The sequence below is a fragment of the Hydrogenophaga intermedia genome (assembly GCF_000723405.1).
Taxonomy (GTDB): domain Bacteria; phylum Pseudomonadota; class Gammaproteobacteria; order Burkholderiales; family Burkholderiaceae_C; genus Hydrogenophaga; species Hydrogenophaga intermedia.
Genome location: NZ_CCAE010000004.1, coordinates 37,657 through 59,679, shown reverse-complemented (window position 1 = coordinate 59,679; position 22,023 = coordinate 37,657). Strand labels below are relative to the sequence as shown.

General features: G+C 67.2%; 21 protein-coding genes. 3 read left to right on the top strand and 18 right to left on the bottom strand.

Annotated elements, in window-relative coordinates:
* Window positions 1–17: 17 nt before the first annotated feature.
* The 6 genes from rpmI to aceA form a co-directional block, all read right to left on the bottom strand.
* Complete coding sequence (gene rpmI, locus BN948_RS04270) at window positions 18–221, bottom strand: 50S ribosomal protein L35 (protein WP_009517525.1); 204 nt, start codon at window positions 219–221, stop codon at window positions 18–20.
* 192 nt (window positions 222–413) lie between these two features.
* Window positions 414–1,022 (bottom strand): translation initiation factor IF-3, encoded by a 609-nt coding sequence (gene infC, locus BN948_RS04265; RefSeq protein ID WP_272945535.1) that lies wholly within the window; start codon window positions 1,020–1,022, stop codon window positions 414–416.
* Window positions 1,023–1,137: 115 nt separating this feature from the next.
* Window positions 1,138–3,045, bottom strand: coding sequence for a threonine--tRNA ligase (gene thrS / locus BN948_RS04260; RefSeq protein WP_035620589.1), 1,908 nt, complete (start codon window positions 3,043–3,045; stop codon window positions 1,138–1,140).
* A 245-nt stretch (window positions 3,046–3,290) separates the two neighbouring features.
* On the bottom strand, window positions 3,291–4,838 hold the full coding sequence (locus BN948_RS04255) for a hybrid sensor histidine kinase/response regulator (protein WP_035620586.1): 1,548 nt from the start codon (window positions 4,836–4,838) through the stop codon (window positions 3,291–3,293).
* A complete protein-coding gene (locus BN948_RS04250; RefSeq protein ID WP_009517521.1) occupies window positions 4,835–6,349 on the bottom strand; it encodes an ATPase domain-containing protein in 1,515 nt (504 codons plus the stop codon). Before BN948_RS04250 ends, BN948_RS04255 begins: the two co-directional genes overlap by 4 nt.
* A gap of 163 nt (window positions 6,350–6,512) precedes the next feature.
* A complete protein-coding gene (aceA, locus tag BN948_RS04245) occupies window positions 6,513–7,844 on the bottom strand; it encodes an isocitrate lyase (protein WP_009517520.1) in 1,332 nt (443 codons plus the stop codon).
* A gap of 281 nt (window positions 7,845–8,125) precedes the next feature.
* Here aceA and BN948_RS04240 point away from each other — a divergent pair, with 281 nt between their 5' ends.
* Window positions 8,126–9,040 carry a DMT family transporter gene (locus tag BN948_RS04240; RefSeq protein ID WP_009517519.1) on the top strand — a complete coding sequence of 305 codons (915 nt, stop codon included), beginning with the start codon at window positions 8,126–8,128 and terminating at the stop codon, window positions 9,038–9,040.
* 3 nt (window positions 9,041–9,043) lie between these two features.
* Here the strand turns inward: BN948_RS04240 and BN948_RS04235 are convergent, their stop codons facing one another.
* Both BN948_RS04235 and hemN read right to left on the bottom strand, forming a co-directional pair.
* Entirely contained in the window at window positions 9,044–9,715 is a 672-nt protein-coding gene (locus tag BN948_RS04235; RefSeq protein ID WP_009517518.1) for a sulfite exporter TauE/SafE family protein, read from the bottom strand.
* 10 nt (window positions 9,716–9,725) lie between these two features.
* Window positions 9,726–11,123, bottom strand: coding sequence for an oxygen-independent coproporphyrinogen III oxidase (gene hemN, locus BN948_RS04230; protein ID WP_035620585.1), 1,398 nt, complete (start codon window positions 11,121–11,123; stop codon window positions 9,726–9,728).
* 114 nt (window positions 11,124–11,237) lie between these two features.
* Between hemN and fnr the strand changes: the two genes are divergently transcribed.
* A complete protein-coding gene (gene fnr, locus BN948_RS04225; RefSeq protein WP_009517516.1) occupies window positions 11,238–11,957 on the top strand; it encodes a fumarate/nitrate reduction transcriptional regulator Fnr in 720 nt (239 codons plus the stop codon).
* Here the strand turns inward: fnr and BN948_RS04220 are convergent.
* The 9 genes from BN948_RS04220 to BN948_RS04180 form a co-directional block, all read right to left on the bottom strand.
* Window positions 11,935–12,174: a hypothetical protein gene (locus BN948_RS04220; protein ID WP_035620583.1), complete on the bottom strand. Its 240-nt coding sequence runs from the start codon at window positions 12,172–12,174 to the stop codon at window positions 11,935–11,937. The genes fnr and BN948_RS04220 overlap by 23 nt on opposite strands.
* A gap of 1 nt (window position 12,175) precedes the next feature.
* Window positions 12,176–12,466, bottom strand: coding sequence for a hypothetical protein (locus BN948_RS04215; protein ID WP_009517514.1), 291 nt, complete (start codon window positions 12,464–12,466; stop codon window positions 12,176–12,178).
* 19 nt (window positions 12,467–12,485) lie between these two features.
* Window positions 12,486–13,904 (bottom strand): cytochrome c oxidase accessory protein CcoG, encoded by a 1,419-nt coding sequence (gene ccoG / locus BN948_RS04210; RefSeq protein WP_009517513.1) that lies wholly within the window; start codon window positions 13,902–13,904, stop codon window positions 12,486–12,488.
* On the bottom strand, window positions 13,901–14,809 hold the full coding sequence (ccoP, locus tag BN948_RS04205; protein ID WP_009517512.1) for a cytochrome-c oxidase, cbb3-type subunit III: 909 nt from the start codon (window positions 14,807–14,809) through the stop codon (window positions 13,901–13,903). Before ccoP ends, ccoG begins: the two co-directional genes overlap by 4 nt.
* A gap of 43 nt (window positions 14,810–14,852) precedes the next feature.
* On the bottom strand, window positions 14,853–14,990 hold the full coding sequence (locus BN948_RS04200; protein ID WP_138819902.1) for a cbb3-type cytochrome oxidase subunit 3: 138 nt from the start codon (window positions 14,988–14,990) through the stop codon (window positions 14,853–14,855).
* Window positions 14,991–15,004: 14 nt separating this feature from the next.
* Window positions 15,005–15,631 carry a cytochrome-c oxidase, cbb3-type subunit II gene (gene ccoO, locus BN948_RS04195; protein WP_009517510.1) on the bottom strand — a complete coding sequence of 209 codons (627 nt, stop codon included), beginning with the start codon at window positions 15,629–15,631 and terminating at the stop codon, window positions 15,005–15,007.
* Between the two features lie 10 nt (window positions 15,632–15,641).
* Entirely contained in the window at window positions 15,642–17,090 is a 1,449-nt protein-coding gene (ccoN, locus tag BN948_RS04190; RefSeq protein WP_009517508.1) for a cytochrome-c oxidase, cbb3-type subunit I, read from the bottom strand.
* A 78-nt stretch (window positions 17,091–17,168) separates the two neighbouring features.
* Window positions 17,169–17,306 carry a cbb3-type cytochrome oxidase assembly protein CcoS gene (gene ccoS / locus BN948_RS04185; RefSeq protein WP_009517507.1) on the bottom strand — a complete coding sequence of 46 codons (138 nt, stop codon included), beginning with the start codon at window positions 17,304–17,306 and terminating at the stop codon, window positions 17,169–17,171.
* 3 nt (window positions 17,307–17,309) lie between these two features.
* Window positions 17,310–19,586, bottom strand: a complete 2,277-nt coding sequence (locus tag BN948_RS04180) for a heavy metal translocating P-type ATPase (RefSeq protein ID WP_009517506.1) — start codon at window positions 19,584–19,586, stop codon at window positions 17,310–17,312.
* Window positions 19,587–19,701: 115 nt separating this feature from the next.
* Between BN948_RS04180 and BN948_RS04175 the strand changes: the two genes are divergently transcribed.
* Complete coding sequence (locus tag BN948_RS04175) at window positions 19,702–20,145, top strand: universal stress protein (protein WP_009517505.1); 444 nt, start codon at window positions 19,702–19,704, stop codon at window positions 20,143–20,145.
* Window positions 20,146–20,457: 312 nt separating this feature from the next.
* Here BN948_RS04175 and BN948_RS04170 read toward each other — a convergent pair whose 3' ends face one another.
* Window positions 20,458–22,020, bottom strand: a complete 1,563-nt coding sequence (locus BN948_RS04170; protein ID WP_009519076.1) for a malonate--CoA ligase — start codon at window positions 22,018–22,020, stop codon at window positions 20,458–20,460.
* Window positions 22,021–22,023: the final 3 nt, after the last annotated feature.

Genomic DNA, 22,023 nt, shown 5'->3' with positions numbered 1-22,023 from the left:
CTCCTTGTTCGTCTTGATTACAGGCCAGCGAACGGCAGCATCTGCGCCATGTGACCCATGTTGGTCTCATGAACGTTGACGGCTCCACGCAGGTGGCGCTTGTTCTTGGTGGTCTTCTTGGTCAGGATGTGACGCTTGAAGGCTTGACCGCGCTTGACGGTGCCACCGGGACGAACGCGAAAACGCTTCTTCGCGCTGCTCTTGGTCTTCATTTTGGGCATTGGAATGCTCCTTTTTGATTTGTGCTCGTGAGGCGCCGTGACAGCCGGTCACGGTCTTGATGGGCCCCGAGCCACTTTTGAGAAGGCCTTCTCAGACCTTCTTTTCGGCACCGGCCTTGCGGCCTGTGCCTCGAACCGGCAGGGGACCAACCCTGCCCGCTCAATCCCTCAAATCCGTCTGCCGCCAGCGACTCAAGCCGCCGAAGGGCTGGCCGCCGGCGTTGCCGCCTCGGCCGTGGGTTTCGCCGCCGCCACCTTCTTGCGGCTGGGCGCGATCATCATGATCATCTGGCGCCCTTCCAGCTTGGGAAACTGCTCCACCACGATCAGGTCGCCCAACTCGTCGCGGATGCGGTTCAACAAGGCCAGACCCAGTTCCTGGTGCGTGATCTCGCGGCCACGGAAGCGCAGCGTGATCTTGCACTTGTCGCCGTCGTCCAGGAACCGGCGGATGTTGCGCATCTTGATGTTGTAGTCGCCGTCGTCGGTACCGGGACGGAACTTGACTTCCTTGATCTCGATGACCGTCTGCTTGGCTTTCGCTTCGGCCGCCTTCTTCTGTTCCTGGTACTTGAACTTGCCGTAATCCATCAGGCGGCACACCGGCGGAACTGCGGTGGCGGCGATCTCCACGAGATCGACGTCGAGCTCGCCAGCCATTCGAAGGGCTTCCTGCAAGCTGACGATGCCCAGGGGCTCGTTGTTCGGGCCGTTGAGGCGAACCTCGGGGGCCATGATTTCCCGGTTCAGGCGGTGCGCGCGTTCTTCACGCTGGCGGCGGTCGCGAAAGTTGGTAGCGATGGTGCGTTTCCTTGAGATGGGTCAGTGAATCAAAAGCGGCCTTTCGGCCGCCGGGCTGCACACGCCATGGACGCGGGGAAGTGCGGCAGCTTCACCGGGCAAAGCCCGAGGGCGTTCACGCCTTGGATGAAACCGATGTCGCGACCAGATGGGAGAAGTCCTCCAGCGACATGACACCCAGGTCCTTGTTGCCCCGGGCCCGCACCGCCACCGCACCAGCGGCCTTTTCCTTGTCGCCCACAACGGCAATGAAAGGCAGCTTTTGCAACGCGTGCTCCCGTATTTTATACGTTATTTTCTCGTTGCGCAGATCCGTTTCGACCCTAAGCCCTTGATTCTTCATTGATTTCGCGATTTCCCGACAGTAATCGGCCTGGGCATCGGTGATGTTGAGCACCGCCACCTGCTGCGGGGCCAGCCAGGCGGGCAGCGCGCCAGCGTGCTGCTCGATCAGGATGCCGATGAAACGCTCCAGGCTGCCCACGATGGCGCGGTGCAGCATCACCGGCCGCTGGCGCGAGCCGTCCTCGGCCACGTACTCGGCATCCAGGCGCTCCGGCATGGAGAAATCGACCTGCATGGTGCCGCACTGCCACTGGCGCCCGATGGCGTCCTTGAGCGTGTACTCGATCTTGGGGCCGTAGAAGGCGCCATCGCCGGGGGCGATCTCGAACTCGCAGCCCGAGCGGCGCAGGCTCTCCATGAGCGCGTGCTCGGCTTTGTCCCAGCTCTCATCGGTGCCGATGCGCGCGGCCGGGCGCGTGGCCACCTTGTAGATGATGTGCTCGAAGCCGAAGTCCTTGTAGACCTTCTGCAGCAGGCTGGTGTAGGCCACGCACTCGTCGAGGATCATGTCCTCGGTGCAGAAGATGTGCCCGTCGTCCTGGGTGAAGGCGCGCACGCGCATGATCCCGTGCAGCCCGCCCGTGGGCTCGTTGCGGTGGCACTGGCCGAACTCGCCGTAGCGCAGCGGCAGGTCACGGTAGCTCTTGATGCCCTGCTTGAAGATGAGGATGTGGCCAGGGCAGTTCATCGGCTTGAGTGCGTAGTCGCGCTTTTCCGATTCCGTGGTGAACATGTTGTCGCGGTACTTGTCCCAGTGGCCCGTCTTCTCCCACAGCGCCTTGTCCAGGATCTGCGGGCCTTTGACCTCCAGGTAGCCGTTGTCGCGGTAGACGCGGCGCATGTACTGCTCTACCTCCTGCCACAGCGTCCAGCCCTTGGGGTGCCAGAACACCGTGCCGGGGCTGTGCTCGTCCAGGTGGAACAGGTCCAGCTCGCGGCCGAGCTTGCGGTGGTCGCGCTTCTCGGCCTCTTCCAGCATGGTCAGGTACTGCTGCAGTTCTTCCTTGCTGGCCCAGGCCGTGCCATAGATGCGCTGCAGCATCTCGTTGCGGTGATCGCCGCGCCAGTAGGCGCCGGCCAGCTTCATGAGCTTGAAGTGCTTGAGCTTGCCCGTGCTGGGCACGTGCGGGCCGCGGCACAGGTCCTCGAAGCCGCCTTCGCGGTAGAGGCTCACGTCCTCGTTGGACGGGATGCTGGCGATGATCTCGGCCTTGTAGTGTTCTCCCATGGCCTTGAAATGGGCCACGGCCTCGTCGCGCGGCAGCACGCGGCGCTCGACCTTCTCGTCCTTGTTGGCGAGTTCGGTCATGCGTTTTTCGATGGCGGCCAGGTCGTCCGGCGTGAAGGGGCGCTTGTACGAGAAGTCGTAGTAGAAGCCGTTCTCGATCACCGGGCCGATGGTCACTTGCGCGTCGGGGTAGAGCTCCTTGACCGCATAGGCCAGCAAATGGGCCGTGGAGTGGCGGATCATCTCCAGGCCGTCGGCGTCCTTGGCCGTCACGATGGCCAGCGAGGCGTCGTGGTCGATGGTGAAGCTGGTGTCGACCAGCTTGCCGTCCACCTTGCCGCCCAGCGCGGCCTTGGCCAGGCCGGCGCCGATGGAGGCGGCGACGTCGGCCACCGTCACCGGCGCGGGAAAGCTGCGTTGCGAACCGTCGGGGAGCGTGATCTGGGGCATGTTGCGTATCCGGAAAACAAAAAAGCGCGGCAGGGGCCGCGCTTTCGTGGGGAGAGGAAAAGGATTCGGGCAGGCGCGAACTGCTGGCCTCAAGGGGCCACGGAGAAAAACTCCTGAGTTCGCGGTGTCATAACCGACTTGCCTTTCTCGCTCTTGCTCGTGGACTGACAGAAGAGCGCGGATTGTCCCACAAAGTGCGCTTCTGCGTCCCTCACGGCCGCAGCAAGGCCGCGCCCCTGCACCGCTCAGGGCAGCTCATTCAGGATGCGGATGAGCTCGCCCAGGTCCACCGGCTTCACCAGGTGGTGGTCGAATCGAGCCGCCGCGGTCCGTTCCCGGTCGGTCTTCTGGGCCCAGCCGGTCAGGGCCACCAGCGTCACCGGCGACCAGGCGGGGTTGCCGCGAATGCGCTCGGCGAGCGCGAAGCCGTCCATGCCGGGCATGCCAATGTCCAGCAGCGCCAGCGTAGGCGGGCGTTCCTCAATCGCCTGCAGCGCCCCGGCACCGCTGTAGGCCACCGTCGCGGCGACGCCCAGGGTCTGCAACAAGGCCGCCAGTGTGTCGGCGGCATCGGCGTTGTCGTCCACCACCAGCACGCGCTGGCGACCACCCGCGCACCTCAGCGCTTCCCCCGCCACCGGTGATGTCGCTTCCGACGCCAACGTCCCCGCCCAGGGCAGGCGCACGACCATCCGCGTGCCACCGGTCCCGCCCGCACTGTCGGCCTTCACCGTGCCGCCGTGCAACTCCACCAGACTGCGGACCAGCGTCAGGCCGATGCCCAGGCCGCCCTGCGCCGCACGGGAGGCGTCGTTTACCTGCACGAAGAGGTCGAACACGGCCTCCCGCATGTCCGGGGGAATGCCAGGCCCGTTGTCCGACACCGTCACGCGGGCCTGCGCGTCGGCGTGCTGCAGGGACAGCGCCAACTCCCCCCCGCGCGGCGTGTACTTGGCGGCGTTGTTGAGCAGGTTGGAAAACACCTGCGTCAACCGGACCGAGTCGCCATGCACCACCACGCGCTCGTCCGGAATGTCCATCGTGAGGTGGTGGGCATGCGCGTCGATCAAGGGCAGGCTCAGTTCGACCGCGTGCCGCAGCACGTCCTGCATCGCCACCGGCGCAAACTGCAACTCGATCTTGCCGCGCGTGATGCGCGACACCTCCATGAGGTCGTCGATCAGCCGCACCATGTGGCTGACCTGGCGGCTCATCAGGGCATGGATCCAGTCCTCCTCGGTGTCCCGGTTGCGCTTGGCCAGCAGTTCAAGACCGGTGCGCAAGGGCGCCAGGGGGTTGCGCAACTCGTGGGCCAGGGTGGCCAGAAATTCCGTCTTGCGTTTGTCCGCCTCCTGCAGCCCCAGGAGCGTGCCGCGCAGTTGGTATTGGCGCCGCCGAGCGGCCAGCGCGCTGCGCGTCGCGCTCACCAGCGAGGACACGCGCATCGGCCGCTCGAGCACCGTCAGATTGGCCAGTTCCTGCAGGGCGTCGGTGATCGGGAGGGAATCGACCCCGGCGCGCGCGAGCACCAGCACCGGCAGGTCCGACCAGGGCTCCTGCGCCAGCAACTGCTGTTTCACACCCGCGAAGCCTTCGTCGCTGAGCACCTCCTCCGCGATCAGCAGGGCGCCGGCCCCCTCACGCAAGAGCGTGGCGATCTGCGCCGCGTCGCGGCAGGCCTCGGCGCAGACGCCGGACTGCGCCAGCACCCGCACGGCCATCGCGCCATCGCGCGCCGTGACCATGCGCAGCAGGACGCGCCGTTCGATGGGCGATGCATCGGACGCGGTCACCGGGCGAGCAGACCTGGCGGCGACGCCAGGTCCGGCGAAGGGGTGGGCACACCGGTGAGGATGCCGCGAAACCGCTTGAGCGGCTCGCCGACCACCAGGCCCTGCGAGGTCATCTCGAAACCCCGGATGCTGCGCTCGTGGCGGCCACCACGCTTTTTCATCACCGAGATCGCCTGGCGCACCTCGCCGTCCGTTTCGTAGTAGCGCAGCAGGACCACAGCGTCCGCCAGGTAGCTGGCGTCCACGGGCGTCTGCATCTGCGTGCCGATCAGGCCATGCTCGGCCCCCACCAGCAAGGTGACCACGCCGGCCTGGCCCAGGTAGGTCAACAACTCGTGCAACTGGGCGATGAGGAACTTCTCGTCCGGCATCGCGTTGAGGTAGCCATTGAGGCTGTCGATAACGATCACCCGGGCCCCGAACTCGACCACCGCCTCCCGGATGCAGGCCACGAACTCGCCCGGGGACAGCTCGGCGGTGTCCACCTGGCGAAGCCGCACCTTGCCGTCAGCAAGGTGCGGCTCCAGGTCCATGCCCATGCCGGCACAGCGCGTGCGCAGGGTCGACAGGCTCTCGTCGAAAGCGAACAGGGCCGAGGTTTCCCCCCGACGCGCCGCCGCCAGGGCGAACTGCACCGCCACCGTGGACTTGCCAGTGCCAGGCGCCCCCAGCAGCAGCGTGCTGGTGCCGCGCTCCATGCCCCCGCCCAGCAACGCATCCAGGGCATCTACCCCGCTGGACAGCCGGGGCAGCGTCTGGTGGCGCGCGTGCTCCGCGGCGACCAGACGCGGGAAGACCACCAGCCCGCCTCGCCGGATCTTGTAATCGTGAAAGCCTCCGCGATACGCCTGGCCGCGGTACTTCAGCACGATCAGGCGGCGGCGCGCCGTGCCGTAGTGCGGATTGAGCTGCTCCAGCCGCAGCACCGCATGCGCAATGCTCTGCACCTGCAGGTCGTGCTCCATCGCGGTCATGTCGTCGAGCAGGAGGACCGTGCAATGGCGGCCGGCGAAGAACTGCTTCAAGGCCAGGATCTGGCGCCGGTACCGTAGCGAACTGCCCGCCAGCAAACGCAGCTCCGACAGGGAGTCGAAGACGACGCGCCGCGGATTGACCTGCTCGACCTCTTTCAACAGGCGAACGGTGGTCTCGCCCAACTCCACCTCCGAGGGATGGAACACCGTGTACTGCTCCTCCGGCTGAAGCGCCTGTTGCGAGGGCAGCATCTCCCGCAGGGCCACGCCCGACAGGTCCCAACCGTGGGAGGCCGCCACCCCCGCCACCTCCTCCAGCGTCTCCGACAAGGTCACGTACATCACCGGCTCACCCAGACGGGCACCCGCCATCAGGAACTGCAGGGCAATGGTGGTCTTGCCCGCGCCGGGCGTGCCCTCCACCAGATACAGCCGGTCCGGCAGAAGGCCGCCGCCGAGAATCTCGTCCAGGCCGCCAACGCCTGTCTTGAGCAGCTTTGGATCGTCAGGGGGTGTGCCAGAGGGTGGTGCTGTCATGCAGGGAAGTCCCTTTCGTCAGGGCAAAAACAGCAAGGGCAAACGGCGTTCCCGGCGCCGGCTGCCCCGCCCTTGGTCAGCGGCTCGCACGACATCCCACAGAGGCACAAAAAAGCCGCCCCGAAGGGCGGCCCTGTCTCCTCAGGTATCCGTCGGATTCAACTCAGTGGAACTGCTCTTCCTCGGTCGAGCCCGTCAGCGCCTTCACGCTCGACGACCCGCCCTGGATCACCGTGGTCACGTCATCGAAGTAGCCCGCGCCCACCTCCTGCTGGTGCGACACGAAGGTGTAGCCCTGCTCGCGCGCCTTGAATTCGGGCTCCTGCACCATCTCCGTGTAGTGCTTCATGCCTTCGCCGCGCGCGTAGGCGTGCGCGAACTGGAAGGTGTTGAACCAGTTGATGTGGATGCCGGCCAGGGTGATGAACTGGTACTTGTAGCCCAGCGCGGAGAGCTCGTCCTGGAAGCGGGCGATGGTCTTGTCGTCCAGGTTCTTCTTCCAGTTGAAGGACGGCGAGCAGTTGTAGCTGAGCAGCTTGCCCGGGCTCTTGGCGTGCACGGCCTGCGCGAATTCGCGGGCGAAGCCCAGGTCGGGCGTGCCGGTCTCGCACCACACCAGGTCGGCGTAGGGCGCGTAGGCCACGCCGCGGCTGATGGCCTGCTCCAAGCCGTTCTTGACGCGGTAGAAGCCTTCCTGCGTGCGCTCGCCGGTGAGGAAGGGCTTGTCGTTGGCGTCGTGGTCGCTGGTGATGAGGTTGGCGGCCTCGGCGTCGGTGCGGGCCAGCACGATGGTGGACACACCCATCACGTCGGCGGCGAAGCGCGCGGCGATCAGCTTCTCGATGGCTTCCTGCGTGGGCACGAGCACCTTGCCGCCCATGTGGCCGCACTTCTTCACGGCGGCCAACTGGTCTTCGAAGTGCACGCCCGCGGCGCCGGCGGCGATCATGTTCTTCATCAACTCGAAGGCGTTGAGCACGCCGCCGAAGCCGGCTTCCGCGTCGGCCACGATGGGCAGGAAGTAGTCGATGAATTCCTTGCTGCCGGGCTCGATGCCACGGCCCCACTGGATTTCGTCGGCGCGCTTGAAAGTGTTGTTGATGCGGCGGACCATGGTGGGCACCGAGTCGTAGGCGTAGAGCGACTGGTCGGGGTACATGGTTTCGCTGGTGTTGCCGTCGGCGGCCACCTGCCAGCCTGAGAGGTACACGGCTTCCAGCCCGGCCTTGGCCTGCTGCATGGCCTGGCCGGCGCTGATGGCGCCGAAGGCGTTGACGTAGCCCTTCTTGGCGCCACCGTTGATCTTCTCCCAGAGCTTTTCCGCGCCGCGCCGGGCCAGGGTGTGCTCGATGTGCATGCTGCCGCGCAGGCGCACCACGTCGGCGGCGGTGTAGCCGCGCTTGACGCCTTTCCAGCGCGGGTTCGTGGCCCAGTCTTTCTCCAGGGCTTCGATCTGTTGCGCGCGGCTGAGCTGTTCGGTGAGGGACTGAGGCATGGGGACACTCCTTGGGGTTGATGGGGGTACCGGGCGGCGGGTCGCGGCAAAGGCGGTGCCGTTGAACAAGACTCTAAGTCTTATAGAAGACTCAAAACGCCTCTTATGTCTTATACAAGAGAAAAATTTTCTTGTTTTAAATCAACGGTGTTTTTCTGACATTTTTCAATGAGAAATCCCATCTCCCATATCAAGAAAATTTGCCGCAACGCAGCATCTCCGGATTTCTTGATGCGAAAAGCAAATTCCTCATCCCGAAAACCCCCGGGTGCACCTGCGGCATGATGCGGCCCGTGACTTCACTCCAACGCGCCACGGCCTACGGCAGCCTGGGCCTGAGCATGGCGCTCGTGGGCAGCTACGTGGCGCTGTCCAAACCCCTGGTGCTGGTGTTCCCGGTGTTCCTGCTGGCCTGGCTGCGCTTCGCCATCGGCGCGCTGGCCATGTGGCGCTGGCTGCGCAAGCCGTCCGACGAACCGCCACTGAGCCTGCGCACGCGCGCCCTGCTCTTTCTCGAGTCCTTTCTGGGCAACTTCCTGTTTTCCATCTGCATGCTCTTCGGCGTGAGCATGACCACCGCCGTGGCGGCGGGCGTGGTGATGTCGTCGATCCCCGCCGTGGTGGCGGTGCTGAGCTGGGTCTTCCTGCGCGAGCGCATTGGCGCGCGCAGCGCGGCGGGCATCGCCTGCGCGGCCCTGGGCATCGGCCTGTTCTCGCTCGACAAGGGCGCGGGCGCTTCGGCCGGCGGCTCGCAGGCGCTGCTGGGCAACCTGCTGGTGTTTGCGGCAGTGGTGTGCGAGGCGTCCTACGTGGTGATCGGCAAGCGCCTCACCGAAGGCCTGGGCCCCAAGCGCATCTCAGCCATCATCAACCTCTGGGGGCTGGCGCTGGTCACGCCCTTCGGCATCTGGGCGGCGCTGCAGTTCAACTTCGGCGCCGTGGCGCTGTCCATCTGGGGGCTGCTGGTGTTCTACGCGCTGGCCGCCAGCGTGTGGACGGTGTGGCTGTGGATGAGTGGCCTCAAGCGCGTGCCGGCCTCGCAGGCCGGTGTGTTCACCGTGATGCTGCCGATCAGCGCGGCGCTCATCGGCGTGGTGTTCATGGGCGAGCGCCTCAGCGGCCTGCAGTTGCTGGCCTTCGGCATTGCGCTGCTGGGCCTGGTGCTGGCCACCTTGCCCGAACGCGCCAGGCGCTGACGCTCAGAGGCACCACAGCCCGGTGGGCCGGGTGATCCCCATCCATAGCGCCCAGCCCGACGCCAGCAGCAAGGCCAGGCCCGCCAGGCGGATGCCCCAGGCGCCCGAGCGCGCCTCGCGCAGGCGCAGCAGCAGCCAGGGTCCGGCGAACAGCGACACCGACGAGCCCATGGCGAACAGCGCCATCACCGCCGCGCCCTCAATCGCACTGGCCGTGAGCGAGGCCACCAGCAGCGCGGAATACAACAGGCCGCAAGGCATGAGCGCCCAGCCGTAGCCCAGCACCCAGGGCGCGCGCGGACCCAACCAGGTCATCGCGGGCTTGGCGCGGCGCCACACGCCCTGCCCCACCCCGTCGATCCACGCAGGCTGCCGCGCCCGCCACAGCAGCCAGGCGCCCAGCAGCAGCGCGGCCACATGAAACATGGTCCATACCGGTCGGATCACCTGCGTGTGCGCGCCCAGCCAGGCCAGGCCCTGCACCGAGCCCGCCGCCAGCGCCCCCACACTGGCGTAGCCGGCCACGCGGCTGAGCTGGAACGCCACGACGGCGCGGGTGCCCCGTTCCCCGGCGGCACGCCCAATGCCCGCGCAGGCCGCACCGCACATGGCCACGCAGTGGGGGCCGCCCACCAGGCCCATCAGCAAGGCGGTGATCAGCAGGGAGCCGGACATGCCGTCGACCTCACAGGATCTTCGAGAAACGCGCGCGGTCCTGATCGGCGCGCAGGTGGCGGTCGAACAGCATGGCGATCGCGCGGATCAGGTACCAGCCGGTTTCGGTGACGTGCACGCCCTGGTCGTCCAGGGTGACCAGGCCTTCTTTCACGAAGGGCTCCAGCGCCTGCAACTCGTTCGCGAAGTAACGGCGGCTGTCGATCAACTGGCCTTGGTCGACGCTTTCGAACAGCAGTTCGCCCTGGCACATCAGCGACATGATCACCGCGCGGCGCACCAGGTCGTCGCGCGTGAGCGCCAGGCCGCGCACGATGGGCAAGCGCCCCTGGTCGAGCAGGTCCACGTACTCGTCCAGGGTCTTGGCGTTCTGGCTGTAGGTGGCGCCGACGCGGCCGATGGCCGAGACACCGAGCGCGATGAGGTCGCAGTCCGGCTGGGTGCTGTAGCCCTGGAAGTTGCGGTGCAGCCGGCCCTGGCGCTTGGCCACGGCCAATGCGTCATCGGGCAGCGCGAAGTGGTCCATGCCCACATGCACGTAGCCCGCGTCGCGCAGGATGTCGAGCGAGGCCGACAGCATGGCGAGCTTGTCGGCGGCGCCGGGCAACTCGGCCGCCACGATGCGCCGCTGCGGCTTGAAGCGCGCCGGCAGGTGCGCGTAGGCGTAGAGCGCCACGCGGTCGGGCCGCAGGGCCTGCAATTGCGCCAGCGTGCGCCGGAAGGACTCTGGCGTCTGCAGCGGCAGGCCGTAGATCAGGTCCACGTTGACCGACTCGAAGCCGATGCGCCGCGCCGCGTCCATCAGGGCGAAGACTTGCTCGGCGGGCTGGACGCGGTGCACGGCCTTTTGTACAGCGGGGTCGAAATCCTGCACGCCGAAGCTCAGGCGGTTGAAGCCCAGGCGGTGCAGCGTGCGCAGCCGCTGCGCGTCCACGGTGCGCGGGTCCACCTCGATCGAGTACTCCCCACCCGGCACCAGCGCGAAGTGGCGCCGCAGCATGGCCATCAGGTCTTCGAGTTCGGTGTCGCTCAGGAACGTGGGCGTGCCCCCGCCCAGGTGCAGTTGCGACACCGACTGCCCGGCGCCCAGGTGCTCGATCTGAAGGTCCAGCTCACGCGAGAGGTGGCGCAGGTATTCGGCGCCGCGCGAGTGGTGCTTTGTAATGACTTTGTTGCACGCACAGTAGTAGCAGACCGATTCGCAGAACGGGATGTGCACGTACAGCGACAGTGGCAGGGCCATGGAGCCCGCGCGGCGCTGGCCCAGTGCAAGGCGGTAGTCCTGCTCGGTGAAGGCTTCCACGAAGCGGTCGGCCGTGGGGTAGGAGGTGTAGCGGGGCCCCGGGACGTCGAAACGCCTGAGCAGGTCGTCGGGGATCGCGTGGCTCACGGCAAGTCCTTGTGGCATGCGGCAACTGTGCCCGACGCGCTGCCGGGAAGCCTTGATCCTGGTCAAGCGGCGCTCGCATCCCGCGCAGGGGGGAGTATCCTCCGCAGCGTCGAATCAGAGGGAATGACAAACATGGACGCCCAACGCATCAAAGTGGCTTGCTCGAGCTGCAACCTGCGCGAGCTCTGCCTGCCCATGGGCCTGAACGCGCAGGAAATGGGCCAACTTGATACGTTGATCTCGACGCGCAAACGCGTCAAGCGCGGCGATGCCCTCTTCTCGGTGGGTGATCAGTTCACCTCGCTCTACGCCATCCGTTCCGGCTTCTTCAAGACCTGCGTGACCACCGCCGATGGTCGCGACCAGGTCACCGGTTTCCAGATGGCGGGCGAGATCATCGGCCTGGACGGCATCGTGAGCGACCGCCACGCCTGCGACGCCGTGGCACTGGAAGACGCCGAGGTCTGCGTCATGCCCTTCGACCAGGTCGAGGATCTGTCGCGCCAGTTCACCACCCTGCAGCACCACGTGCACCGCATCATGAGCCGCGAGATCGTGCGCGACCACAGCGTGATGCTGCTGCTGGGCAGCATGCGCGCCGAGGAGCGCCTGGCGGCCTTCCTGCTCAACCTGGTGCAGCGCCTGCAGGCGCGCGGCTTCTCGCCGTCCGAGTTCAACCTGCGCATGACTCGCGAGGAGATCGGCAGCTACCTGGGCATGAAGCTGGAGACGGTGAGTCGCACGTTCTCGAAGTTCGTGGACGACGGCATCGTCGACGTGAAGCAGCGCTACGTGCACGTCAAGGACGCCGAGGCGCTGCGGCGCATCGTCAATCCCCAGACTTGCGCTTGAGGTCCTGCGCCAGCCACACGCTCAGCGCACTGGACACGGCGATCACGGCCCAGAACAAGAAGAAGCTCAGCGTGTAGACGGCCGGGCGCGACCAGTCCAGGACACCGCCTCGCCAGTGCAGTTCGCTCGGGTCCACCACCGCGAACACCAGCATCTCCAGCACGCCGGCCATCAGGAACGATGGCCAGCCCACCCACATCCAGTTGCGGGCCTCCACTTCAGTGTCCGCCTTCACGCACCACCGGCGAGGCCGCGTGGTTGCGGGCCTGGTGGGCGGGTTGCAAACCGATCAGGGCCTGCTCGCGCTGCGGGCCCTGCAGGCGGCGCGCCTGCTCCAGCGTGGCCTGGTAGGCGGCCTTGTCGAGCACCGGGTCGGCTCCGTTGATGGCAATGACCGCGGTGGCGATGGCGGCGGCCACCACCACCAGCGGCCCACCCACCACCAGCCACATGGGGCCCACGCGCCACCAGGGCTCGGTGGATTCGGGTTCGATCGACTTCAGGTGCATGGCGGTCTCCTGCAGGGTGTCATCGGGGAATGAGGAAGGTGCTCTTCTCGCGCACCTGCACGCGCTCGTCATGTTCGGCGCGCACCTCGAACTGGATGGGGTGCGGGCCGCTGGTGGCCGCGCCAGGCGGCACCTGCACGCGCGCGGCCACGGCGCGCACCTCGGCCGGAGCCACCTGCACGCGCGCGTCGGATTCGAGGGCAATGCCCGGCAGCCCTTGCACGCTCAGTTCGTAGGTCTGCGCGGTTTCGGTCGCGTTCATGATCTGCAGGCGGTAGACGTTCTCGATGCGGCCCTGCCCCACCTCGCGCGCGAGCGCGCCACGGTCGCGGATCACGTCCACTTTGAGCGGCGTGCGCAGCCACAGGCTGCCCAGCACGGCCAGCGAGACGGCCAGCAGGATGCCGCTGTAGACCAGCACGCGCGGGCGCAGCGCCCGGCGGATCATCTGCGCGCGGCTCCAGCCCTTTGCGATGCCGTTCTGCGTGGCGAAGCGGATCAGCCCGCGCGGGTAGCCCACCTTGTCCATCACGTCGTCGCACACGTCAATGCAGGCCGCGCAGCCGATGCACTCGTACTGCAGGCCTTTGCGGATGTCGATGCCGGTGGGGCAGACCTGCACACACAGCGTGCAGTCCACGCAGGAACCCAGGCCCAGCGCCTTCGGATCGGCCTTCTTGCTGCGCGCGCCGCGCGGCTCGCCCCGCGCCTCGTCGTAGGTCACGATCATCGTGTCCTTGTCGAACATCGCGCTCTGGAAGCGCGCGTAGGGGCACATGTACTTGCACACCTGCTCGCGCAGGAAGCCGGCGTTGCCATACGTCGCGAGGCTGTAGAACAGGATCCAGAAGGTCTGCCAGGGCCCCAGCGAGAGGCTGGCCACCAGGCCCGCGAGTTCGCGGATCGGCGTGAAGTAGCCGACGAAGGTGAAGCCCGTCCACAGCGACAGCCCGCCCCACAGCCCGTGCTTGAGCGCGCGCTTGCCGAATTTGGCCAGCCCCATGGGCGCCGCGTCGAGCCGCAGACGGGCCGAACGATCACCCTCCACGCGGTGCTCGATCCACATGAACAGCTCGGTGTAGACCGTCTGCGGGCAGGCGAAGCCGCACCACAACCGCCCCGCCACGGCAGTGAACAGGAACAGCGACAGCGCCGAGATGACCAGCAGGCCCGTGAGGTAGACGAAGTCCTGCGGGTACAGGACCAGATCGAACAGGTAGAAGCGGCGCGCTTCCAGATCAAACAGCACGGCCTGGCGGCCATTCCAGGGCAGCCAGGCCAGTCCGTAAAACACCAACTGCGTGGCCCACACGAAGAACCAGCGCCAGCGCGCGAACACGCCCTTCACCGCACGCGCCTGGATCTTCTCCCGCGCGGCGTAGAGGGAGATCGTGATCTCCTCGTCCTCGCTGACGGGTTGGATGGGAATGGTCTTCATTGGGCCGGGCGATTCGACAGCCCCCACACGTAAGCCGTCAACACGCGAATTTGCTCGGCGTTGAGCAACTGGTTCTGCGCCGGCATGCGGTTGTCGATGCCGTTGGTGACGGCACGCACGATGGCCTCCTCGCCCCATCCATGCAGCCAGACGTTGTCGGTGAGGTTGGGTGCGCCGAGCGCCGTGTTGCCCTTGCCGTCCATGCCATGGCAGGCCGCGCAGACCGCGAACTTGATGCGGCCTTGCGAGGCACGCACGCGGTCGTGTGGGCTGTTGGACAGGCTGAGCACATAGTTGGCGACGTTGCGCACGTCGTCCGCACTGCCCACGGCCGCGGCCAGGGGCGGCATCATGCCGTGCCGGCCCTGGGTGATGGTGGCCTCGATCACCGTCGGTTCGCCGCCGTGCAGCCAGTCGCCATCCGTGAGGTTGGGAAAGCCCTTCGAGCCGCGCGCGTCCGAGCCGTGGCACATGGCGCACTGGTTCATGAACAGGCGCTCGCCGATCGCCATGGCCTGGGCGTCACCGGCCAGGCGCTCGGGCGGCTGGTCGCGGAACTGGGCATACAGCGGGGCGATGGCCTCCTGATGCGCCTGCACCTCGGTCGTGTGCTGGCCGGTGGATGTCCAGCCCAGCACGCCAGCGTAGCGGCCGTACATGGGGTACAGCAGGCCATAGGCCAGGCTGAAGACGATGGTGATGACGAACAGCCACACCCACCAGCGCGGCAGGGGGTTGTTGAGCTCGCGCAGGTCACCGTCCCACACGTGGCCGGTGGTGTTGTCCTGCCCCGGCTTGACCTTGGTGGTGCCCGCCGCCCACAGCAGGACAGCGCAGGCCACGATGCTCACCACGGTGAGGATGGCCACGTAGAAGGACCAGAAGTTGCTCGTGAAATCGCTCATGTTGTTTCCCGGTTCCCCTTTGTGGGGTGGTATCTGGGCTGGCTCACTCGTCCTGGAAAGGCAGGCGCGCGGCCTCGTCGAAGCGCTCGCGGTTGCGGCGCGACCAGGCCCAGGCCACGATGCCCACGAACGCCAGCAGGCTGATGACGGTGACGACGGAGCGCAGGGTGTTGATGTCCATGTTCATCGCGGGCCTCACTTCACGGCGGTGCCCAGCACCTGCAGGTAGCCGATGAGCGCGTCCATCTCGGTCTTGCCCTTGACGGCATCGGCGGCACCGGCGATCTCCTCGTCGCTGTAGGGCGCCCCCAGGGTGCGCAGCGTCTTCAGGCGCACGGGCATGCCGGCGGCGTCCACGGGCTTCTTCTCCAGCCAGGCGTAGGCCGGCATGTTGGATTCGGGCACCAGGTCGCGCGGGTTGATGAGGTGCAGGCGGTGCCACTCGTCGCTGTAGCGTCCGCCCACACGCGCCAGGTCGGGCCCGGTGCGCTTGCTGCCCCACTGGAAGGGCCGGTCGTAGACGAACTCACCCGCCACCGAGTAGTGGCCGTAGCGCAGGGTCTCGGCCTGGAAGGGGCGGATCATCTGCGAGTGGCAGTTGTAGCAACCCTCGCGCACGTACACGTCTCGCCCGGCGAGCTGCAGCGCGGTGTACGGCTTGAGACCTTCCACGGGCTGCGTGGTGGATTTCTGGAAGAACAGCGGCACGATCTCGACCAGGCCTCCGATCGCGATCACCAGCACGATGAGCACGATCATCAGGAAGTTGTTGGTCTCGATGCGCTCGTGCGTGAAGCCGGCGGGTTTGTGTTGTTGTGACATGGGATGTCCCTCAGGCGTGGGCGGCTTGGGCGGTGGGAATCTGCACCGGATCGACGCGGCCGCTGCGCGCGGTCATCACGGTGTTCCACAGCATCACGCACATGCCACCCAGGTAGAGCACGCCGCCGGCCAGTCGAATCACGTAGAACGGGAAGGTGGCCTTGACCGACTCGACGAAGGTGTAGGTCAGGCTGCCGTCGGGGTTGACGGCGCGCCACATCAGGCCCTGCATCACACCGGCGATCCACATGGCGGCGATGTAGAGCACGATGCCGATGGTGGAGATCCAGAAGTGCAGCTCGATGGCGGGCACCGAGTACATCTTCTTCTGGCCGTACAGGCGCGGGATCAGGTAGTACATCGATCCCATCGTCACCAGGCCCACCCAGCCCAGCGCGCCCGAGTGCACGTGGCCCACGGTCCAGTCGGTGTAGTGAGACAGCGCGTTCACCGTCTTGATGGACATCATCGGCCCCTCGAAAGTCGACATGCCGTAGAACGAGAGCGAGACGATGAGGAAGCGCAGGATCGGGTCGTCGCGCAGTTTGTGCCAGGCGCCCGAGAGGGTCATGATCCCGTTGATCATGCCGCCCCAGCTCGGCGCGAGCAGGATCAGCGAGAACACCATGCCCACCGACTGCGCCCAGTCGGGCAGCGCGGTGTAGTGCAGGTGGTGCGGGCCCGCCCACATGTAGGTGAAGATCAGCGCCCAGAAGTGCACGATCGACAGGCGATACGAGTACACCGGCCGCTCGGCCTGCTTGGGGATGAAGTAATACATCATCCCGAGGAAGCCCGCCGTGAGGAAGAAGCCCACCGCGTTGTGGCCGTACCACCACTGCACCATCGCGTCCTGCACGCCCGCGTAGGCCGAGTAGCTCTTGCCGAGGCTCACCGGCAGCGCCGCGCTGTTGACGATGTGCAGCAGCGCCACGGCCAGGATGAAGGCGCCGAAGAACCAGTTGGCCACGTAGATGTGGCGCACCTTGCGCAGGCCGATGGTGCCGAAGAAGACGATGGCGTAGGCCACCCACACCAGCGCGATCAGGATGTCGATCGGCCACTCCAGCTCGGCGTACTCCTTGCCCTGCGTCATGCCCATGGGCAGCGTGATGGCGGCCAGCACGATGACGAGTTGCCAGCCCCAGAAAGTGAACGCCGCGAGGCCGTCCGAGAACAGCCTCACCTGGCTGGTGCGCTGCACCACGTAGTAGCTGGCCGCGAACAGGCCGCAGCCGCCGAACGCGAAGATGACCGCGTTGGTGTGCAGCGGCCGCAGGCGGCCGTAGCTGAGCCATTCGATGCCCAGGTTGAGCGCGGGCCAGGTCAGTTGCGCGGCGATGATCACGCCGACCAGCATGCCCACCACGCCCCAGAACACGGTGGCCAGGGCGAATTGCCGCACCACCTTGTCGTTGTAGACCGCGGCGCCGGTGGATGCCTTGTCGTGGAAGGCCATTCGGATACTCCTCTCGATGTTGCAGAGGGAGTGTCCGGGCGCGAGGGCCGGCGCGGCTTGACCTAGGTCAAGCCGGTCTCATTCGTCATGAAGGATGCGCTCGCCTTCGCGATCGACGTGGTCGAACTGGCCCGATTGCAGCGCCCACCAGAACACGCCGATGACGCCGAAGACGATCAGCACGGACAGCGGGATGAGGAGATAGAGGACGTCCATGGTTCAGCCCTTCGGTGCGGCCTCGGGCCGGCTCAGCCGCCAGGCGTTGCCGATCACCAGCAGCGAGCTGGCCGCCATGCCCAGGCCGGCCAGCCAGGGCGGCATCCAGCCGATGAGCGCCAGCGGCACGCAGACGGCGTTGTAGACCGCCGCCCACAGAAGGTTCTGGCGCACCACGCGCCGCGTGCGGCGAGCCTGCAGCAGCGTATCCACCACGTCCATGACGCGCCCGCCCTGCACCACCGCGTCGCTGCGCGCCTGCGCCAGCGGCGCGGCGCGGCCGATGGTGAAGGAGGCGTCGGCCCAGGCCAGCACAGGGCCATCGTTCAGGCCGTCGCCCACCATGGCCACACGCCAGCCCTGCCGCTGCAGGGCTTGCACTTCCGCCAGCTTGCGCTCGGGCGTGGCATCGGCCAGCACGTGGTCCACACCGGCGGCCGTGCCGATGCGGTGCGCCTGCGAGGCGCGGTCACCCGAAAGCAGCCAGGTCTGCATGCCCAGGGCGCGCAGGCGCTGCACGGCCACGCGCGCGTCCTCGCGCAGGCCTTCGCTGAGGGTGATGGTGGCCAGCCAGCCGTGCTCGTCCACCAGGTAGGTGCGCGGGCCTTCGGCGTCGTGCTCGGGCATGGCGCCGGTGAACAGGGGCGAGCCCAGCTTGAGCAGGCGGCCGTTGGACAGGCGCGCCGACATGCCCTGCCCCGGCTCTTCGTGCCAGTCGAGCAGCGGCTCATCCGAAGGCGTGGCGGCAGCCGCCACGGCGCGCGCCACCGGGTGCAGCGAGCCACGCGCCAGGGCCGCGGCCAGCGCCAGCACCTGGGCGCGGTCGGCGCCCTGGCGCAGCAGTACCTCGTTGAGCATCAGGTGCTCGCGCGTGAGCGTGCCCGTCTTGTCGAACACCACCGCGTTCACACTGGCCATCGACTCCAACGCCTGCAGGCGGCGCACCAGCACGCCGCGGCGCGCCAGGGCGCCGGCCGAGGCCAGCATGGCCGCCGGCGTGGCCAGCGACAGCGCGCACGGGCAGGTAACGATCAGCACCGCCACTGCGATGGCCAGCGCGCGCGAGGGATCGACCTGCCACCAGGCGAAAGCGGCGGCCAGCGCCGCGAGCATCACCAGCACCAGGAAGGGCCCGGCGATGCGATCGGCCAGAACAGCCAGGCGCGGCTTGTCGGTGGCGGCGCGCTCCATGAGCCGCACGATCTGGGCGTAGCGGGTGTCGATGCCCACGCGGTCCAGCCGCAAGCGCACGGGGCCGGCGAGGTTGAGGCTGCCGGCCACCAGCGGGTCGCCCGCGCGCCGCGTCTGCGGGCGGGCCTCGCCGGTGAGCAGGGCCTCGTCGACCGAGGCGCGCGGATCGAGCAGCACACCGTCGCCGGGGAATGCCTCGCCCGCGCGCACGCAGACCACGTCGCCCGCCGCCAGCCGGCGAACGGACACGGTCTCGCGCGTGCCGTCGGCGCGTTCGCGCTCGCAGGTGGCGGGCAGGCGGTTGATCAGCGCATCCAGCGCGCCGGCCGTGCGCTGGCGCAGCCGTGCCTCGAGGTAGCGGCCGCCCAGCAGGAAGAACACGAACATCGTGAGCGAGTCGTACCAGACCTCGTGTCCCCAGGGGCCGGTGGGGTCGAAGGTGGCGGCCGAGCTGGCGAGGAAGGTGATCAGGATGCCCACCGACACCGGCGTGTCCATGCCGATGCGGCGCACCTTCAGATCGGCCCAGGCCTGCCGGAAAAAGGGGCCGCTGGCAAAGAACACCACCGGCAGGCTGATGACCCAACTGGCCCAGCGCAGGAGCTGGTCGATGTCGGGCGGGATGTCGCCCGGCGCGGCCACGTAGGCGGGCCACGCGTACATCATCACCTGCATCATGCAAAAGCCCGCGACGAACAGGCGCCACAGCGCCTGGCGCGTCTCGCGCAGGCGCTCGTCGATGGACAGGGCCTGTTGCAGCGGCAGCAGGCGGTAGCCGCGGTCGCCCACACGCGCGGCCAGTTCGGACAGGCGCGTGCGCGATGGGTCCCAGCGCAGTTGCAGGCGGCGCGTGCCGGCGTTCACACGGGCCAGTTCCACGCCGGGTGCGCCATCCAGCGCGGATTCGATGGTGTCGGCACAGGCCGCGCAATACATGCCCTGCACCACCAGCACCGATTCACGGCTCGCGTCCGCCCCGTCCACGGCTTGCGTGAACGCGGCTTGCTCGACGGGGTCGTCGAGCACGGCGAAGTCATCGGTGACCGTCAGCGGACCCCGATGCTCGCGCGACCAGGCGGCGGAACTCATGGGGCGCAAGGGTACTCGCAAAGGAAGCGCCACCCCCTTGACGCAGGTCAAGCCCGGGAGCACCCTGCGGCGCTAGCCTGCGGCTTCGTTCCCATCATTCAACGAGGAGAAGAAGATGTACAAGCGAATCCTTGTCGCCACCGACGGCTCCGATCTGTCGCAAAAGGCGGTCGACCATGCGCTTTCCCTGGCCGACCTGACCGGCGCGGAGGTGGTGGCCCTGAAGGTGGTGCCGCGCTATCCGCAGACCTATTTCGAAGGCGGTGTGACGCTGGCAGCGGCCGAGGTGGCCCGCATCGAGAAGCAGTGGCAGGCGGAGGCGATGGAGGCGGTGAACGCGGTGAAGGCGGCGGGCCAACTGATGGAAGTGCGGGTGAAGCCGGTGACGGGCAAGGGCGACCTGATCTCGGAGGTGATCATCGCCACGGCCAAGAAGCACAAGTGCGATCTGATCGTGATGGCCTCGCACGGGCGGCGGGGCATCAAGCGCTTGCTGTTGGGCAGTGAGACGCAGCAGGTGCTGACGCACTCGCATACACCTGTTCTGGTGCTTCGTTGAGTTGTTGGTGCTTCGCTGATTTCTCGCCTGCACCTTGGCGAAGCTCGCGGCCACTGGGTGCACAGCTCCGCGAATGTCCCCCGGACGGCTGCGCCGTCCTCCTCCTTTATTTCGCTACGCAGTGCACCCAGCGTCCGCGAGCAACAGGCACGGTCGAGTACCAATCGACGAGTGCCAACGAGGTCGGCGGTGATCGGGTGTCCGGCGTAGCGACATAAAGGAGGAGGAGCGGAGCGCGCCAGCGATCCGCTCCGGGGGACAGTCGCGGAGCCGGACACCCGAGCGCCGCCGACCGGAGCAGCCGAAGAAAACCTAGGCGAACAGGCCCTTGTACTGCTCCCGCAAAAGGTTCTTCTGCACCTTCCCCATCGTATTGCGCGGCAACTCCGACACCACGAAGCAGCGCTTGGGAATCTTGAAGTTCGCCAGCCGAGCCTTCAACGCGCCGATCAAAACCTCCGGATCCGGTGGACCTTCAGGACGGGGAATCACCACTGCCACCCCCACCTCGCCAAAGTCCGGGTGCGGCACACCCACCACCGCGCTCTCCGCCACCCCCGGCATCTCGTTCAGCGCACCCTCGATCTCCGCCGGGTACACGTTGTAGCCCCCCGAAATGATCAAGTCCTTGCTGCGCCCCACGATCACCACATAGCCGCGCTCGTCAATCCGGCCCACATCGCCCGTCTTGAAATAGCCGTCCGTGGTGAACTCCTCCGCCGTCTTCTCCGGCATGCGCCAGTAGCCCGCAAAAATGTTCGGCCCCCGCACCTGAATGCCACCGATCTCCCCCGCCTCCACCGGCCGGCCCGCCTCGTCCACCACCCGCAGGCTCACGCCCGGCAGCGGGAAGCCCACCGTGCCACCGCGACGCTCGCTCTCGCCGTTGTGGCGCTCGTCCGCCGCGTACGGGTTGGACGTCAACATCACCGTCTCGCTCATGCCATAGCGCTCCAGGATGGTGTGGCCCGTGCGCTCCTGCCACTCGGTGAAGGTCTCGATCAGCAGCGGCGCCGAACCCGAGACGAACAGCCGCATGTTCTTCACCTGATTCCGCGTGAGCGAGGGCTCGGCCAGCATGCGCGTATACAGCGTGGGCACGCCCATGAACACCGTGGCGCGCGGGAACAGCTCGATCACTGCCTTCGGATCGAACTTGTTGAGCCACAACATGGCGCTGCCGTTGATGAGCGCGCCATGGATGGCCACGAACAGGCCGTGCACGTGGAAGATGGGCAGCGCGTGGATCAACACGTCGCCCTTCTTCCAGCCCCAGTAAGACTGCAGCACGCGCGCGTTGCTGAGCATGTTGCCGTGCGTGAGCATGGCGCCCTTGCTGCGCCCGGTGGTGCCGCTGGTGTAGATGATGACCGCAAGGTCGTCGGCCTGGCAGCGCGCCGGCGTGTGTGTGTCGGCGTGGTGCGAGGCGCGCTCCAGCAAGGTGCCGCTGCGGTCCTCGCCCAGCGTGAACACGTGGCGCGTGCCGGCCTTGAAGGCGATCTTGCTGACCCAGCCGAAGTTGGCCGGGCTGCACACCACCACGGCGGGCTCGGCGTTGCCCACGAAGTACTCGATCTCGCCGGACTGGTAGGCCGTGTTCAGCGGCAGGTACACGTGGCCGCTGCGCAGCACGGCCAGGTACAGGATGAGGTTCTCGACCGACTTCTCCACCTGCACGGCGATGCGTGAGCGCGGCGGCAGCTTCAGGCTGTCGAGCAGGTTGGCCAGCATGGCGCTGGCGCGGTCCAGGTCGCGCCAGCTGTAACGCAGGCCGTGGCTGGCGCCGCCCACCACTTCCACGGCGGTGGTGTCGAGGTCGGCGGGGAAGGCCGCGCGCAGCGCGGTGAAGAGGTTGGGGTTGTCGTTCTCGTTCATGGA

What these genes read in the sequence shown, in the direction of transcription:
- rpmI (WP_009517525.1), bottom strand. Translation starts at nt 221, where the DNA reads ATGCCCAAAATGAAGACCAAGAGCAGCGCGAAGAAGCGTTTTCGCGTT.
- thrS (WP_035620589.1), bottom strand. Translation starts at nt 3,045, where the DNA reads ATGCCCCAGATCACGCTCCCCGACGGTTCGCAACGCAGCTTTCCCGCG.
- BN948_RS04250 (WP_009517521.1), bottom strand. Translation starts at nt 6,349, where the DNA reads ATGACAGCACCACCCTCTGGCACACCCCCTGACGATCCAAAGCTGCTC.
- aceA (WP_009517520.1), bottom strand. Translation starts at nt 7,844, where the DNA reads ATGCCTCAGTCCCTCACCGAACAGCTCAGCCGCGCGCAACAGATCGAA.
- BN948_RS04240 (WP_009517519.1), top strand. Translation starts at nt 8,126, where the DNA reads ATGATGCGGCCCGTGACTTCACTCCAACGCGCCACGGCCTACGGCAGC.
- BN948_RS04235 (WP_009517518.1), bottom strand. Translation starts at nt 9,715, where the DNA reads ATGTCCGGCTCCCTGCTGATCACCGCCTTGCTGATGGGCCTGGTGGGC.
- hemN (WP_035620585.1), bottom strand. Translation starts at nt 11,123, where the DNA reads ATGCCACAAGGACTTGCCGTGAGCCACGCGATCCCCGACGACCTGCTC.
- fnr (WP_009517516.1), top strand. Translation starts at nt 11,238, where the DNA reads ATGGACGCCCAACGCATCAAAGTGGCTTGCTCGAGCTGCAACCTGCGC.
- BN948_RS04215 (WP_009517514.1), bottom strand. Translation starts at nt 12,466, where the DNA reads ATGCACCTGAAGTCGATCGAACCCGAATCCACCGAGCCCTGGTGGCGC.
- ccoG (WP_009517513.1), bottom strand. Translation starts at nt 13,904, where the DNA reads ATGAAGACCATTCCCATCCAACCCGTCAGCGAGGACGAGGAGATCACG.
- ccoP (WP_009517512.1), bottom strand. Translation starts at nt 14,809, where the DNA reads ATGAGCGATTTCACGAGCAACTTCTGGTCCTTCTACGTGGCCATCCTC.
- BN948_RS04200 (WP_138819902.1), bottom strand. Translation starts at nt 14,990, where the DNA reads ATGGACATCAACACCCTGCGCTCCGTCGTCACCGTCATCAGCCTGCTG.
- ccoO (WP_009517510.1), bottom strand. Translation starts at nt 15,631, where the DNA reads ATGTCACAACAACACAAACCCGCCGGCTTCACGCACGAGCGCATCGAG.
- ccoN (WP_009517508.1), bottom strand. Translation starts at nt 17,090, where the DNA reads ATGGCCTTCCACGACAAGGCATCCACCGGCGCCGCGGTCTACAACGAC.
- ccoS (WP_009517507.1), bottom strand. Translation starts at nt 17,306, where the DNA reads ATGGACGTCCTCTATCTCCTCATCCCGCTGTCCGTGCTGATCGTCTTC.
- BN948_RS04180 (WP_009517506.1), bottom strand. Translation starts at nt 19,586, where the DNA reads ATGAGTTCCGCCGCCTGGTCGCGCGAGCATCGGGGTCCGCTGACGGTC.
- BN948_RS04175 (WP_009517505.1), top strand. Translation starts at nt 19,702, where the DNA reads ATGTACAAGCGAATCCTTGTCGCCACCGACGGCTCCGATCTGTCGCAA.
- BN948_RS04170 (WP_009519076.1), bottom strand. Translation starts at nt 22,020, where the DNA reads ATGAACGAGAACGACAACCCCAACCTCTTCACCGCGCTGCGCGCGGCC.